Source organism: Mycobacterium sp. 852002-30065_SCH5024008 (assembly GCF_001665645.1).
Taxonomy (GTDB): Bacteria; Actinomycetota; Actinomycetes; order Mycobacteriales; family Mycobacteriaceae; genus Mycobacterium; species Mycobacterium paraffinicum.
The window spans coordinates 19,347-33,873 of the sequence record NZ_LZSZ01000192.1 but is presented as its reverse complement, the minus strand read 5'-3'; the positions used below and the strand labels follow the sequence as shown (position 1 = coordinate 33,873).

Annotated in this window: 16 protein-coding genes and 1 pseudogene; 4 read left to right on the top strand and 13 right to left on the bottom strand. The window is 68.2% G+C overall.

The window, feature by feature from the left end; all coding sequences use genetic code 11:
- Positions 1-11: 11 nt before the first annotated feature.
- Positions 12-1,019, top strand: a complete 1,008-nt coding sequence (locus A5781_RS24625) for a PHP domain-containing protein (RefSeq protein ID WP_067213406.1) — start codon at positions 12-14, stop codon at positions 1,017-1,019.
- 6 nt (positions 1,020-1,025) lie between these two features.
- Here A5781_RS24625 and A5781_RS24620 read toward each other — a convergent pair whose 3' ends face one another.
- The 3 genes from A5781_RS24620 to A5781_RS24610 all read right to left on the bottom strand — a co-directional run bounded on the left by A5781_RS24620 (position 1,026) and on the right by A5781_RS24610 (position 3,800).
- Positions 1,026-1,784 carry a YoaK family protein gene (locus A5781_RS24620; protein ID WP_197504040.1) on the bottom strand — a complete coding sequence of 253 codons (759 nt, stop codon included), beginning with the start codon at positions 1,782-1,784 and terminating at the stop codon, positions 1,026-1,028.
- A gap of 151 nt (positions 1,785-1,935) precedes the next feature.
- Positions 1,936-3,135: a DNA polymerase IV gene (dinB, locus tag A5781_RS24615; protein ID WP_067213400.1), complete on the bottom strand. Its 1,200-nt coding sequence runs from the start codon at positions 3,133-3,135 to the stop codon at positions 1,936-1,938.
- A 23-nt stretch (positions 3,136-3,158) separates the two neighbouring features.
- Positions 3,159-3,800, bottom strand: a complete 642-nt coding sequence (locus A5781_RS24610; RefSeq protein WP_067213397.1) for a TetR/AcrR family transcriptional regulator — start codon at positions 3,798-3,800, stop codon at positions 3,159-3,161.
- 76 nt (positions 3,801-3,876) lie between these two features.
- Here A5781_RS24610 and A5781_RS24605 point away from each other — a divergent pair, with 76 nt between their 5' ends.
- On the top strand, positions 3,877-5,346 hold the full coding sequence (locus tag A5781_RS24605; protein ID WP_067213393.1) for an NAD(P)/FAD-dependent oxidoreductase: 1,470 nt from the start codon (positions 3,877-3,879) through the stop codon (positions 5,344-5,346).
- Here the strand turns inward: A5781_RS24605 and rraA are convergent.
- The 9 genes and pseudogenes from rraA to A5781_RS26000 form a co-directional block, all read right to left on the bottom strand.
- Positions 5,343-5,822 (bottom strand): ribonuclease E activity regulator RraA, encoded by a 480-nt coding sequence (rraA, locus tag A5781_RS24600; RefSeq protein WP_067213390.1) that lies wholly within the window; start codon positions 5,820-5,822, stop codon positions 5,343-5,345. The genes A5781_RS24605 and rraA overlap by 4 nt on opposite strands.
- Positions 5,823-6,088: 266 nt before the next feature.
- Positions 6,089-6,220: pseudogene (locus A5781_RS26630) on the bottom strand (hypothetical protein); the annotation flags it as partial.
- Positions 6,221-6,392: 172 nt separating this feature from the next.
- Positions 6,393-6,893 (bottom strand): copper resistance CopC family protein, encoded by a 501-nt coding sequence (locus tag A5781_RS24590; protein ID WP_067213384.1) that lies wholly within the window; start codon positions 6,891-6,893, stop codon positions 6,393-6,395.
- A complete protein-coding gene (locus tag A5781_RS24585) occupies positions 6,890-7,585 on the bottom strand; it encodes a YcnI family protein (RefSeq protein ID WP_067213380.1) in 696 nt (231 codons plus the stop codon). The genes A5781_RS24590 and A5781_RS24585 overlap by 4 nt, the downstream gene beginning before the upstream one ends.
- A 7-nt stretch (positions 7,586-7,592) precedes the next feature.
- Positions 7,593-8,249, bottom strand: a complete 657-nt coding sequence (locus A5781_RS24580; RefSeq protein WP_067213377.1) for a DUF6474 family protein — start codon at positions 8,247-8,249, stop codon at positions 7,593-7,595.
- Positions 8,250-8,385: 136 nt separating this feature from the next.
- A complete protein-coding gene (locus A5781_RS24575; protein WP_067213373.1) occupies positions 8,386-8,784 on the bottom strand; it encodes a helix-turn-helix transcriptional regulator in 399 nt (132 codons plus the stop codon).
- Positions 8,785-9,368: 584 nt separating this feature from the next.
- Positions 9,369-9,902: a peptidase gene (locus A5781_RS24570; protein ID WP_065445986.1), complete on the bottom strand. Its 534-nt coding sequence runs from the start codon at positions 9,900-9,902 to the stop codon at positions 9,369-9,371.
- Positions 9,903-10,097: 195 nt separating this feature from the next.
- Positions 10,098-10,721: a superoxide dismutase gene (locus A5781_RS24565; protein ID WP_067213370.1), complete on the bottom strand. Its 624-nt coding sequence runs from the start codon at positions 10,719-10,721 to the stop codon at positions 10,098-10,100.
- Between the two features lie 146 nt (positions 10,722-10,867).
- Positions 10,868-11,023 (bottom strand): hypothetical protein, encoded by a 156-nt coding sequence (locus tag A5781_RS26000; protein ID WP_197504038.1) that lies wholly within the window; start codon positions 11,021-11,023, stop codon positions 10,868-10,870.
- A gap of 438 nt (positions 11,024-11,461) precedes the next feature.
- Between A5781_RS26000 and A5781_RS24560 the strand changes: the two genes are divergently transcribed.
- Entirely contained in the window at positions 11,462-12,502 is a 1,041-nt protein-coding gene (locus A5781_RS24560) for a DUF4328 domain-containing protein (RefSeq protein WP_082939513.1), read from the top strand.
- Positions 12,499-13,314, top strand: a complete 816-nt coding sequence (locus tag A5781_RS24555) for a glycerophosphodiester phosphodiesterase (RefSeq protein ID WP_067213366.1) — start codon at positions 12,499-12,501, stop codon at positions 13,312-13,314. The genes A5781_RS24560 and A5781_RS24555 overlap by 4 nt, the downstream gene beginning before the upstream one ends.
- Here A5781_RS24555 and A5781_RS24550 read toward each other — a convergent pair.
- Positions 13,311-14,495: an LCP family protein gene (locus A5781_RS24550; protein WP_067213363.1), complete on the bottom strand. Its 1,185-nt coding sequence runs from the start codon at positions 14,493-14,495 to the stop codon at positions 13,311-13,313. The two genes, A5781_RS24555 and A5781_RS24550, sit on opposite strands and share 4 nt — an antisense overlap.
- Positions 14,496-14,527 lie beyond the last annotated feature (32 nt).

Sequence of the window (14,527 nt, the reverse complement as noted above, 5' to 3'; positions counted from 1 at the left end):
ACACTGGAGTCATGGACCCGGTAACCGCCTTGCGGCAGATCGCTTACTACAAGGACCGGAGCCGTCAGGATCCCAGGCGCGTGATGGCGTACCGCAACGCCGCCGACATCATCGAGGGCCTCGACGACGCGGCTCGCGAGCGACACGGCCAGGCCAACAGCTGGCAATCGCTGCCGGGCATCGGTCCCAAAACCGCAAAGGTCATCGACCAGGCCTGGTCCGGTCGCGAACCCGAACTTCTCGTCGAATTGCGTTCCGCCGCCCAGGATCTCGGTGGAGGGGACATCCGTGCTGCGTTACGCGGGGACTTGCACCTGCACTCGAACTGGTCGGACGGGTCGGCACCGATCGACGAGATGATGGCGACCGCGTCCGCGCTGGGGCACGAATATTGCGCGCTGACCGACCACTCGCCGCGGCTGACGATCGCCAACGGGCTTTCGCCGGAACGGTTGCGCGCGCAACTCGGCGTCATCGACAAGCTGCGTGACCAGTTCGCGCCGATGCGCATTCTGACCGGGATCGAGGTCGACATCCTCGAGGACGGCAGCCTCGACCAGGAGCCCGAGCTGCTCGAGCGCCTCGACGTCGTCGTGGCCAGCGTGCATTCGAAGCTGTCGATGCATGCCGCCGCGATGACGCGGCGCATGGTGCGCGCCGTCTCCAATCCACACGTCGACGTGCTGGGCCACTGCACCGGCCGGTTGGTCTCCGGCAACCGCGGCATCCGGCCCCAATCCAAGTTCGACGCCGAAGCGGTTTTCGCCGCCTGCCGCGATCACGGCACCGCGGTGGAGATCAACTCGCGGCCCGAACGCCGGGACCCGCCGACCCGGCTGCTCCAGCTGGCGCTGGAGATCGGCTGCGTCTTCAGCATCGACACCGACGCGCACGCGCCAGGCCAGCTGGACTTCCTCGGCTATGGCGCGCAGCGCGCCGTGGACGTGGGCGTGCCCGTCGACCGGATCGTCAACACCTGGCCGGCCGACAAGCTGCTGGAGTGGACGGGCTCGAATTGAGACGGCTCAGACCTGCACCGTCTCCGCGTGCTCGGGTACGGGTTCGTCGCGGCGGCCGGGGGTTTGCCACACGTTGGCGCATGCGACGGCCGCGCAGGTCGCCGCAGGGATGAGCAACGCGTAGCCGCCCAATTCGGCGCCGAACACGATCCCGGCCACGCCGCCTCCCAGAAACAGCACGAGCGTCGTCGCCAGAATCGCGGTGTTCCACTTTTTGATCCCGTGTTGCCGACTGCGGCCGAGCATCAGCCCGAGGTCGGTGACGGTCCCGGTGAAGTGGGTGGTACGGATCGCCATCCCGCGGAAGCTCGAGGTCATCCCGTTTTGCAGGCCAAGGGCTGCGGCGGCGAACAGCGCCTGTACCGCGGTTTGCTCGATCCCCAGGGCATTGATCTGCGCCTTGACCACGGTTTCCTCGACCCCGGCCGCGGCAAGGACGAGCAACACTGCCTCGAGGAACAGCACCACGGCGTGGCGCGGGCCCGCGAGGGCATCGGTGGGCGCGAGGATCGCCCCGGCAATGGTCGCGCCCGCCAGGAAGCCCAAAAAGATCGCGCCGAGCACGTGGCCTTCATAAAGCCACGGGTTGGCTGTGTTCATGCCCAGCTGGGTGGTGATCGCGGTCAGGTTGCCGACGGGCAACGCCAGGATCAGGAGCGCCACCGCGTTGACGAAGCCCGCGGATAACGCGAGTACCGCGCTGTAACCGAGCAGGAGGCCCTCGCGGGGCGGGCCGCTGTCGCGGGCTTGATGCGGCGGCGGCATCGTGTTCAGTTGCTCACTTTCGAGGTCGGGTTTTCGCCACCTTAGCAAGCAGACCGTCGGGCAAGCCGTCGCCTCAGGCTATTTCAAACCAACCTCAAATCATCGAAAACATTTGGGGCAGAGAACAATTAGCCGACACCGGCGAAATCGGTCAGTCGGGAAGGTGCGGCATCTCTATACCCAGTTCACGGCCGACCAACACCCCGCGGGTGAGGGCGGATTTACCGAAGCGCTGACGAACCTGGTCGACCGCGGCGTCCACCGCAAGCGATTCCCCGTCAAGCGGCAACGCCAATTGCTGGGCGCCGCTGCGGTCGATCCCCGACACCGCGAAGCCGACCAGCGTCAGCCCGCGCTGCGAGATCAGGGGTGCGGCCGACGCAACCAGCTGCCGCGCGGCGCCCAGGATCGGCTGTGTCGAGGACGTCGCCCAGGGCAGCGTTCGCGACCGCGTCGCCCGCCCGAAGTCGTCGAAACGCAGCCGCAGCACCACCGTGCGGCCGGTGCGCCCGGCGGCGCGCATCCGGCCGGTGATCCGGTCGATCAGGTTGACCACCACCGCGTCGATCTCGGCGGCCGACATGGTGTTGCCGGCGCGGCCCAGCGCCCGTTGCGCGCCCACCGACCGGCGACGCACACCGGTGGTCACCCTGCGGCGGTCGATGTTGCGGGACAGCGCGAACAGCTGGCGGCCCATGGCGCCGCCCAGCAGCGAGGCCAGCGTCGACTCGCTCAGCTCGGCGACGTCTGCGACGGTCACGAGTCCGTGGGCGTGGAGTTTGTCGGCCGTCTTGGCACCCACGCCCCACAGCCGCCGCACCGGCAGCGGGTGGAGGAAGGTCAGCTCCTGGTCGGGCTGCACCAGCAGCAGCCCGTCCGGCTTGGCCTCCTGGCTGGCGACCTTGGCGAGAAACTTCGTGCGCGCGATGCCCACGGTGATGGGCAGGCCGACCCGGTCGCGCACGTCGGCTCGCAGCTGTCCGGCGATCTGAACCGGTGTCCCGGAAACCCGGCGCAGCCCGCCGACATCCAGAAACGCCTCGTCCACCGAGAGCGGCTCCACGATCGGCGTGCAGTCGCGAAACACTTCGAACACGGCGTCACTGGCGCGGCTGTAGGCGCTCATCCGGGGCGGTACCACCACCGCGTGCGGGCACAGCCGGCGCGCTTGCGCCCCGCCCATCGCGGTCCGCACGCCGTAGGCCCTGGCCTCGTAGCTGGCCGCGAGCACGACCCCGCCGCCAACGATCACCGGGCGGCCGCGCAACGTCGGGTCGTCGCGCTGTTCGACGGACGCGTAGAACGAATCCAGGTCCGCGTGCAGGATGGACGCATCGCACCGCACGAACATATGTTCGCACGCGCCGGTGACGGCTAGCTGGATTCGCCGTAGATGCTGGTGACCCAGATGTGGGTGAGGGTGTCGACGACCCGGTCCTCATCCACCGCCGGCGTCTCCGCGGACAGGGCGGCCATCATCGTCCGCTCGTTCATCTGGTTCAGCGAGGTCGCCAGGTCCACCGCCGGGATCGTCTCCGGCGCGGCCCCGCGTGTGCGTTCGGCGGTGATCATCGCGGCCGTCTGGTCGATCCACTTCTGCATGAAGCCCAACCACACGACGCGCAGCTCGGAGCTGGTCGCCAGCGCTTCGGTGGCGGCGCGCGCCAGCCGGCGGTGCGTGCTGAAGGCCGTGAAGAAGGCCTTGATGCCGTTGCGCCACACCCGGCGCGGATCCGCGGGCAGCCGCTGCACCGCGCCGTCGAACTCGGAGTCGGCGCGCGCGATCACCGGTTCCAGCAGCGACAGCAGCACCGCGTCCTTGGACTTGAAATAGAAGTAGAACGTCGGGCGCGACAGTCCCGCGCCCTTGGCCAGGTCGTCGACCGAGATGTCGGCGAACGAGCGCTGTTCGAGCAGCCGCTCGGCGGTCGCGAGGATCGCCTGCTCACGGTCGTCACCCGAGGGACGCATGGCGCGGCGGCCACGCAGGGCACGGGTCTGGCCGACGCTAGTCACGGGCGTTACTTTACACCGTGTCGAAAGTTTCAACACCCTGTTGACTGAGTCGACAGGCCGTTGATAACGTGGCGCCATGACTGAGCACCTTGACGTGATCATCGTGGGCGCCGGCATCTCGGGCATCAGCGCGGCGTGGCACCTGCAGGAGCGCTGCCCGACCAAGAGCTACGCGATCCTCGAACGCCGCGAGGACCTGGGCGGCACCTGGGACCTGTTCAAATACCCGGGCATCCGGTCGGATTCGGACATGTTCACCCTCGGCTTCCGGTTCAAGCCGTGGCGATCGGCGAAATCGATCGCCGACGGCCCCGACATCAAGGCCTACATCAAGGAGGCCGCGGTCGAGAACAAGATCGACCGCCACATCCGCTACCGTCAGCGCGTTCTGGCAGCCGATTGGTCGGACGCCGACAACCGCTGGACCGTGACCGTCGAGTCCGATGGCCAGCAGCGAGAGCTCACCTGCTCCTTCCTCTTCGCATGCACCGGCTACTACAACTACGACGAGGGATATTCGCCCACCTTCCCCGGCGCCGACGACTTCGAGGGCCGCATCGTCCATCCGCAGCACTGGCCGGAGGACCTCGACTACACGGGCAAGAAGGTCGTCGTCATCGGCTCCGGCGCCACCGCGATCACGCTGATCCCGGCCCTGGTGAACTCGGGCTCGGGCCACGTCACGATGCTGCAGCGCTCGCCCACCTACATCGGCTCGCTGCCCGGGGTCGACCCGTTCGCCGAACGCGCCAACCAACTGCTGCCGGACCGCCTGGCGCACATCGCCAACCGCTGGAAAGCCATCGCGTTCAGCACCTTCCAGTACCAGCTGTCCCGGAAGCGTCCGGCCTACATGCGCAAGACGTTGATGACGATGGCCAAGCGCCGTCTCCCGCAGGGCTACGACGTCGAGAAGCACTTCGGACCCCGGTACAACGTCTGGGACCAGCGGCTGTGCCTGGCACCCGACGGCGATTTCTTCCGGACCATCCGGCACGGCAAGGCGGACGTCGTCACCGATACCATCGACCGGTTCACCAAGACCGGAATCAGGCTCACCTCGGGTGAGGAGCTCAACGCCGACATCATCGTCACCGCAACGGGTTTGAACATGCAGTTGCTCGGTGGGGTGCGGCCCACCCGGAACGGTCAGCCGATCGAGCTGACATCGTTGATGACCTACAAGGGCCTGATGTTCTCCGGGGTGCCGAACTTCGCGATCACCTTCGGCTACACCAACGCGTCGTGGACGCTGAAGGCCGATCTGGTCTCCGAATTCGTCTGCCGATTGCTGAACTACATGGACGACAACGGTTTTGACTTCGTGGAGCCGCAGCATCCCGGCCCTGACGTCGACGAGCTGCCTTTCATGGACTTCAGTCCCGGCTACTTCCAGCGGGCGATGGACATGCTGCCCAAGTCGGGGTCCCGCGCGCCGTGGCGGCTCAAGCAGAACTACCTCTTCGACATGCGCACGATCCGGCGCGGCAAGGTTGCCGATGAGGGCCTGCGCTTCGCGAAAAAGCGTGCGCCGGTAGCGGTTTAGGGCTTCACGACGACGATGCCGTCGTCGTCGCAGTAGGCGATCTCGCCCGGGACGAACGTCACCCCGCCCAGCGTGAGTTCGACGTCGCGCTCGCCGGCGCCGGTCTTGGTGCTCTTACGGGGGTTGGTGCCCAGCGCCTTGATGCCGATGTCGAGGCCGCGCAGCGCGGCGGCGTCGCGCACCGCGCCGTTGACGACGAGCCCGGCCCAGCCGTTGGAGCGGGCCAGCTCGGCGATGACGTCGCCGACCAGTGCCGCGTGCAGGGAGCCGCCGCCGTCGATGACCAGTATCCCGCCCGCACTCGGCTGCGAGAGCACCGATTTCAGCAACGCGTTGTCTTCGAAGCAGCGCACCGTGCTGATGGGTCCGGCGAATTGGGGGCGGCCACCGAACTGGCGGAATTGGACGTCGCAGCTGCGCACGTCGGGTCCGATGTCGTCGACCAGGTCTGCGGTCGGCTGGAATGACACGGTCACGTCTGACACGGTAGCGGCTACGGCGGCGGTCAGCGGCGGCGCAGCTGCCGGATCAACAGGATCGCCAGGAGGCTGACGGCCAGGGCGACGATCAACGGGAGCGGCGACTGGGTCAGTGCCGCTGCCGCCGGAGCGTTGGGAGAAACCGGGTTATTGGCGGCATCCACAGTGGATTTCGCTTGCGCCGCTACGTCTTTGGCGGCGGCCGCGAGGTCGCCGTTGGTTTCGATTCGTTGCCGCACCTCGAGGGGCGGCTCGACGGTCTTTGCCGGGGGCTCGGCGGCCTTTGCGGGCGCCTTCTTCGCCGGTGCCTTCTTCGCGGGCGCCTTTTTGGCGGGCGCCTTTTTCGCGGGTGCTTTCTTGGCGGGCGCTTTCGCGACCTTCTTCGCGGCCTTGGCCGGAGGCTTCTTTTCCGGCGGCGGGGTCGACGCGCCGTCGGGTTCGCTGCCGGGTTGATCCTGCGGGTCTGCCATGCGGCCGCTCCTTGAGCAATCTTTCAGTAGTTTTCTAGCCCACGCGGGTTCTTCGAACCCATCATGCCAGCACGAGTGCGGGCGCCTCGGCCGCCGGTCACGGTCTGCGCCGCACCGCCCACAGGGCGCCCCCGGCGACAAGCACCGCCGCCGCCACGACGAACGGCCAGACCGGGATATCGCCGCCGGCAGGGGCGCCACCCGCCGGGGGCCCGGGCGTGCCGGTGCCCGGCACCGTCAGCCGAAACGACCATGATCCGGAGACCACATGGCCGTCCGCGGAGGTGACCCGGTAGTTCACCGTGTAGGCGCCGGCCGGTCCCAGCGGCCGCAGGTCGATGCCGACCGCCGCGCCACGCACCGTCGGGTCTCCGGTGGACCACACGTTGCCGTCGGGCCCGACGACGGTCATGGCCGCGAACGTGGTCTGCAGCTGTTCGTTGAAGGTGGCGCTCACCCGCTCGGGACCCGTCGCGAGGACCGCGTTGTCCGCCGGGTCGGTGGCTACCCGGGCTGCGTGCGCCGACGCGACCGGCGCCGTCAACGGTGCGATCACCAAGAGGGCACCGACGCACGCGGCGATCGCCAACCGCCTCATGCCCGTCGGCGGATCAGCGCAAGGCAGATTCCGAGTGCGGCCACGACCAGGGCGGCGCCGCCCAACACCCGGGCGGTGTTGTCCGCGGATCTCGGCCGTGGGGGCGCGGCCGCCTGGTCGGCCGGTGCCGCCGAAGGCGGATGATGGCCGTGCGACGCTACCGGTCCCGCGGAAAGTGTCAGCGTGGGCACCGGGTATTCCGGCTCACCGCCACCGGGCTGCGGCGGCTGGTCCCACTTCACGACCGTGCCGTCGGAATAGGTCTGTGTGGCCGGGAAGCCGGCGGTCTCCGCGTCGGGCAACTTCACCGAAATCCGGAACAGGGCGAATTGATCTACGCCGATGCCGGCGCCCGGCGCCGCCGTCCACGTCACCGAGTGCACCGCACCCGATGCCGCGTCGCGATCGAGCTTGGCCGTCCATCCCGGCATGCTCTCGGTGCGCGCCGAGGCCACGTTGGGCAGGGCGACGCTCAGCGCGGTGGTTGCCGCGCCCGTGTTCGATTCGTTGGGCACCTGGAAGGTGACGATCGCCATGGCGCCGCGCACCGCATTGTCGCTGCTGGCGTTTACGTGCGCCCACGCCGCCGGGAGCTGCGCCGCCGAGCCGAGATAGAGGCCGAGAGCAGCCACCACCGCGATCGGGAGGCGCGCCGCCCGCCGCGCGCGGGTCGAGATGCGGGGCAGTCCCATTCGTTGGTCAGCTCAACCCGAGCCGGGCCATCAGGTCCGCCTCGATGCCGTCGAGCTGCGACGAGATCGCGGCGTGGGCCGCCCGGCGCCGTGCGGCCGGCATGTTCTCGGCGGCGGTGACGGCCGCAGACAGATCGGTGAGCCGCTCGGTGATGGCCGACACGAACTGCTTGGTCTCGGCGTCCTTGGGCTTCTTTTCCTGCACGGTCCGCAGGGACTTCTCCGCTCCGGCGATCCGGGCGGACAGCTGTGCGCCGTGGCCGGAGAACTGCCCGATCTGGGCCAGCGGAATCCCGAGTTGGTCCGCGCGGCGCTGGTCGATCAGCGCGCGGGCCGAGACGGCGGCCCGGTAGATGACCGGAGTGAGGATCGGCGCGAGCAGCCGGGACACCGTGAGTGCCCGGCGGATCCGCGTCGGCGAGAAGATCTTGCCCTCGCGCGCCGCTTTGAGTTGGGTCTCGGCCACCTTCAGGGCGTTCCGGTCGCTGTCCCGTTGGGCCTTGATCTGCGCCCTGAGCGCCTTGGCCTCCGCCCGGTGGGCGGCCTTGTACCGGCGAGTCTCGTTTCGGGCGGCGAGCTTGGCCTCCAGCTTCGCGCGGGCCTTGATCGCACGGGCTTCGGCGCGACGCGTCGCGCGACTCTTTCGCTTGCGGAACAGGGCCATTCCCGGCCGCCTCCCCGGTCTCTCGTGGCTATCGCTTTCGCGCGTGCGCGATCCGTGAGCCAACCCTAATCGGAATGGGCGTGCGCAAGGCCTCCAGGTCGGCCCCGGGCCAACCGGTTACCAACCCGGGCGTCCGCTAGACGTCCAGGTGCTCCGCGCGGCGCAGCTCGTTGACCCGCTGCATGACCTCGTGTTGGGCCTCGGGGGACAACTCCGAGGCGCGCACGGCAATGCGGCGCGCGCCGTCGTCGCGCATTGTCGCCAGGATCGACAACTCCTGATCGAGCTTCTCGTAGTACTCGTCGTCGGTGAAGTAGGCCGGCTTGATGCGGAAGAAGTTGGCCAATGCCGCCATTGTCGCCGACGACGGGTTGGTGCGGTTCCCCGAACGCAACTGCGACAGGTAGGGAGCCGACATCGTGATGCCCTCCGCCTTGAGCGCCGCGATCACTTCCGCGGAGGTGTGCGGCCCCCGTCCCGGGGGATACACCGTGTCGAACAGGCGGTTCAGGCGAGCAGCGAACGTCGTGCTCATTGGATATGACCTCCACTTGGCTGTAGAAGTGAACTATTACCTAGGTGTATTTGCTGATCATGGTAGCGAGGCTTGGTTCCCCTAACTAGGTGCAAACCCCCGCGGTTTGGGTCCAGGCGTAGCTGGGGCTTGCCGATGCCACACTTGACGAGCGTCTAACTGATTCGCTGGGGTGTCCACTAAATCAGCGAAACTCACAGGTTATCCGCAGAATTCGGCTCCGGCACCTAGGTGGCGGGCCGACCTCGCCGGACCCGGCAAGGGGTAGGGTGGGAACGTGCTGGGCGGTCGCACCGCAACCGGGCAGCAATTTATGTTCGCTTAACGCCTTATTTGCTGCCGGATGCGCTCCGAGGCCGGAAAGCAGCCGCTCGTGGACCTATCCGAAATGCGAAACGCGGTCCGTTGGCCGTCGCGGCAACCCCGTCCTTGGCCAGGCCTGCCGCGTCACCGTTGCGGGGCGAGGCGCCGGTGTGGAATCCGGGAACGGACCGGAGTGCGGTGTCGGCGGCCTCGAATCAATGGCCGGCTGGAGTAGAACAGCGATCGAGTTCGCTAGTCCGATTTCCGGTTCGAGCAATTGCTCATGCCGCAAGCAGCATCGCCAGAATTGCGGTATCAGGATGACTGATGGGGTCGACGCCGACGCGGCTCACCATGGAGGTGATGGTCCCGTCGGCCTCCGCTTCCACCCAGGCGGCCCGATGCTCGAGTCCCAGGTATGGCAACCCGGGGAGCAGGACGCATCCCGACGCCGCCCCGCTGCACTCCGGCAACGACGGGGTGGTCTCCGAGGGCGGATGCAACATCAGGAGCGCGGGGGGCTGATGGTCGGCGAAATAGCCTGGCTGAATCGCCGAGTCGCCGAAGACCGTGCCCTCGGCGAGCACCAGGCCGACGGTGCCGGGCTCGGGTTCCTCGGGCAACTCCTCGCGGGCGCCGAAAACCGTTGTGGTGGACAGCAATCCGGGTAATGACGCGACCCTGACCGCGACCATGAGCAACTGGGCCCACTCTTTGGTCGAATCGGGCCAACGCCCGGAGATCACGAACCCTTTCAGGGCGCCACGAGCATGGAAAGGGGAAACCCCTATCGGGCGGTCAGACCCAGTCTCCATTTTCGACCTCCGCGCGACGCCTCCGTCCGATTAACCACACTGGTAGCTCGAGTAATTCAGCATGCCTGCGGGTCCGGCGCCGTGCAACCCGACACGGCCAGTGGCGCACATGTTTTCGGATTGCCCTGTTCGCGGCCGGACAAACGACAGGGGCGCCGCGCAAACCGCGCGACGCCCATGTCGATCGAGATGGACTCAGCCGAAGATCAGCCCGCCGGTTTTCGACGTCGCGGCTTCGTAACGCTTCTGCACGTCGGCCCAGTTGACGACGTTCCAGAACGCCTTGACGTAGTCCGCCTTGACGTTCTTGTACTGCAGGTAGAAGGCGTGCTCCCACATGTCGACCTGCAGCAGGGGAATGATGCCGAGGGGGACGTTGGCCTGCTGGTCGTAGAGCTGGAAGGTGAGCAGCCTGCTGCCGAGCGTGTCGTATCCCAGCACCGCCCAGCCCGAACCCTGGAGGCCGTTGGCGGCCGCGCTGAACTGGGCGCGGAATTTGTCGAACGATCCGAACGCGTCGTCGATCGCGGCGGCCAGCTCCCCGGTCGGCTTGTCGCCGCCGTCCGGCGACAGGTTCTTCCACCAGATCGAGTGGTTGACGTGGCCGCCGAGGTGGAACGCCAGGTTCTTTTCGTTCAGGAAGATCGCGGCGTGGTCGTCATTGGCGCGTGCCTCTTCGAGTTTGGCAACGGCGTCGTTCACGCCTTTGACGTACGTGGCGTGGTGCTTAGTGTGATGGATCTCGTTGATCTGACCCGAGATGTGCGGTTCCAACGCTGCGTAGTCCCAGTCCAGATCGGGCAGGGTGTATTCAGCCACGGCGTTCCTTTCTTCGGTTGTCTTCTTACGCTCATTCGCGGGCCTACCACGCGGCGGCCAGCCGTAGACAACCCTGCTCCATGACTGCGCGGACCGCAAGAAAGACCGCTATGAGCTCCGAAGGCGGATACCCGCTCAGCGCAGGTTCAAGACAGAACGATGAGGACGAGCACCGCCAGCAGCGCCAGTGCGATCAGCCCGGCGCGCAATGCGGCGACGCTGTAACTGTGATTCCACGCGGGCGAGCCGGAGTACGACTTCGAGGGGGCCGGTGATCCCGGACCGAACGAATGCGTGGCCATTTATCGCCTTTCACCCGCTCCTCACCTCGCGGTAGTGAGGTGAGTCACAAACAATTTTTCGCGAAGGCGATCATAGCGCTTCCGGGCCGGCTTGGAAAATGATGCTCTGAGCTGCGTGTTGAGGGCGACCGCGGGAAAGCCGGTCCGACGGGGCGATCTGCAGCCGCTCGCGCGGATGCTTAGCAAGGCAATCCATTTCGCTCAACGGCGGTTTTGGGCTGTCGATGGTATGGCTTCGTAACCGCGGTGTTATCCACAGTGGCGCCACGACTAACCGGTAAAGCTGTAGTAACGCTTCCCTTACCCACTGAAGCCATGTGGATAAACCTGTGGAAACTGTGGATAGGCCGTGATAGCTGAGCAGATAGCCGACCGGCCGCACTCCAGCCATCGCGGAGCGTCCCGCGGCGCGCATCGCCGCGCGGTTACGCTAGTCCGGTGATCCAGGTGTGCTCCCAATGCGGCACTCGGTGGAACGTGCGCGAGCGGCAACGCGCGTGGTGTCCCCGTTGTCAGGGGGCACTGATGGCGCCCCTGCCGGAAACGCCGGCCCCCGGTCCGCGGTGGAGCGCACCCAGCGCCGCGGCGGCGAGCCGACCGTCCGGGGCTCGGGGCTGGCAGCGCACCCCGCCACGGTTACCGCCGGGCTTTCGCTGGATAGCGGTGCGTCCCGGCGCCGCGCCGCCCACCCGGCACGCAAGGCGCCCACTCGGCCCCACCCCGCGTTATGCCGTGATGCCGCGTTGGGGCCTGGCCGACCGCGTCGGGCAAGCCACCGCGGCGGCCGAGAAACCCGCGCACGCCGGGCCATCGGCAGCGATGATCCGCACCACGCTGTTCGTGAGCGTGCTCGTCCTCGCCATCGCCGCGCTGATCTATGTCGTGCGGTACATGCTGCTGGTCTTCAACCGGAATACCCTGCTGAACTCGTGGGTCGCCGCCGGGGCGGACTGGCTCGGCATCCTGGCCAGCGTGGCCGCGATTGCGGCGGTGCTCACCTCCGGGGCAATGCTGATCCGCTGGCTCATTGCGCGGCGGGCCGCCGTGTTCGCCCACCACGGCCTGCCGGAGCCGCGGTCCACCCGGGCGTTGTGGGCCGGGTGTGTGGTGCCGTTGGCCAACCTGCTGTGGGCGCCGGTCTACGTCATCGAGCTGGCGATCCTGGAGGAGCACTACGCCCGGATACGCCGATCCATCGTCGAGTGGTGGATCGCCTGGGTCGCCAGCTACCTGGTCTCCGTCTTTGCCATGGTCACCAGCTTCGCCAGGGACTCCCAAGGCATCGCCAACAACACCATCGCGATGGTCTTCGCCTACCTGATCGCGGGGCTCACGGTGGCCGCGGCCGCCCGGGTCTTCGAGGGATTCGAGCGCAAACCGGTCGAACGCCCCGCGCACCGCTGGGTCGTCGTTCCGGACGCGCCGGCAGCACGTCCGGTTGAGCTCGAGGGTCAGGAAGCGGCAGCATTAGGCGTATGACGTGGGCCGAGGAGGTGCTCGCCGGGCACCCCTTTGTGGTGGCCCACCGCGGCGCGTCGGCCGCGCGGCCCGAACACACGCTGGCGGCCTATGACCTCGCCCTCAAAGAGGGCGCCGACGGTGTGGAATGCGACGTGCGCCTGACCCGCGACGGCCACCTGGTGTGCGTACACGACCGCCGGCTGGACCGAACCTCGACCGGGGCCGGCCTGGTCAGCACCATGACCCTCGCCGAGCTTCGTGAGCTCGAGTACGGCGCGTGGCACGACAGCTGGCGCGAAGACGGCGCACACGGTGATACCAGTTTGTTGACGCTGGATGCCCTGGTTTCCCTCGTTCTGGACTGGCATCGTCCGGTGAAGCTCTTCATCGAGACCAAGCACCCGGTGCGGTACGGCTCGCTGGTGGAGACCAAGCTGCTCGCGCTGTTGCACCGGTTCGGCATCGCCGCGCCCGCCTCCGCCGACCGGTCTCGCGCGGTGGTGATGTCGTTCTCGGCGGCCGCGGTCTGGCGCATCCGGCGAGCCGCGCCGCTGCTGCCGACCGTGCTGCTCGGCAGGACCGCGCGCTACCTGACCAGCGGCGCGGCCACCGCCGTCGGTGCCACCGCCGTCGGCCCGTCGCTGGCGACGTTGAAGGAATATCCCCAGCTCGCGGACCGCGCGATCGCCCAGGGCCGGGCGGTGTACTGCTGGAACGTCGACGAGTACGAGGACCTCGACTTCTGCCGCGACGTCGGGGTGGCCTGGCTTGCCACCCACCACCCGGGTCGCACGAAGGCGTATCTGGAGAACGGCCGCGCGGGCGGTTAGTCCGGCGGAGTGGTAGGCACCGGGGCGTCCGCCGCCAGCGCCTCGAACAGCCGGCTGGCCTCATCGTGGTTCCACACCACTACCGACCCGGCGTCACCGCTGGTGAACTCACCGATCGGGACGGTCATGGTGGTGGGCGAGCCGTGCAGCCCCCAGCCGAGGCGGGCCAGGTCCCACACGTGGTCGTCGCGGTCGACGGTCAGGGCGTCGGCGAGCGCGTGCGGCACGGAGTACCAGCGCCAGGGGTTGAGCCACACCGCGGGGCTGGCGGCGGCGTGCAGCAGCGCCGCGACGAACTGCCGCTGGTTGACCATCCGGTCCAGATCCGCCCGGGGGGTGTCGCGCGTCCTGACGTACCCGAGGGCGTTGCGGCCGTTGAGTTTTTGGCAACCGGCCGGCAGGTCGATGCCGGCCAGGGGGTCGCTGAGCGGCGCCGTCGGGCACACCGTCACCCCGCCCAACGCGTCGACCAAGCCGGCGAATCCGCCGAATCCGATCTCGGCGTAGTGGTCGAGGCGCAACCCGGTGGCCTGCTCCAGCGTCTGCGCCAGCAGGGGTGCCCCGCCCATCGCGAAGGCGGCGTTGATCTTGTCCTTACCGTGGCCAGGGATCGGGACGTAGGAGTCGCGCGGTATCGACACCATCGTCACCCGCCCGCCGGACCACAGCTCGGGCAGGTGTACCAGCAGGATGGTGTCGGTGCGGCTGCTGCCGATGTCGCCGCCGGTGGCCAGGTCCTCCTGCTGTTCGGGGCTGAGCCCCTGGCGGCTATCCGACCCGACGAGCAACCAGTTCGTCCCGCGGCCATGCCCGGGGCGTCCCGGGTAGTCGGTCAGAATCTCGTCGCGGTGCAGCCTGCTATCGAACCAGACGGCCCCGCAGACGACGCCGATGCCGACCAGCAGCACGCCGATCACCAGGGCCGACGCGACCGCTCGCGTCCACCGGCGCCAGCCACGGCTGCGGCGCGTGCGCGGAGCGGTGGGCCGTGGCGGAGGTCCGGGCGGTTGACGGGGGCTCGGCGGGTCGACGGTGCGAGGCGGCGGGGGTGGGGGCGGCGGCGTTGCCCGCCGCAGCGGCGTGGTCTGTTCGGCCGGTGTCGGCGGGCGGGTCGCGCGGCGAATCACCTGTGACGGCTCGGTGCGCGGTTCGGGCCGGTGCGGTGGTCGATCGCCATTCACCCGGTTAACGTACGCGGCCGGGGCCGCCCGAC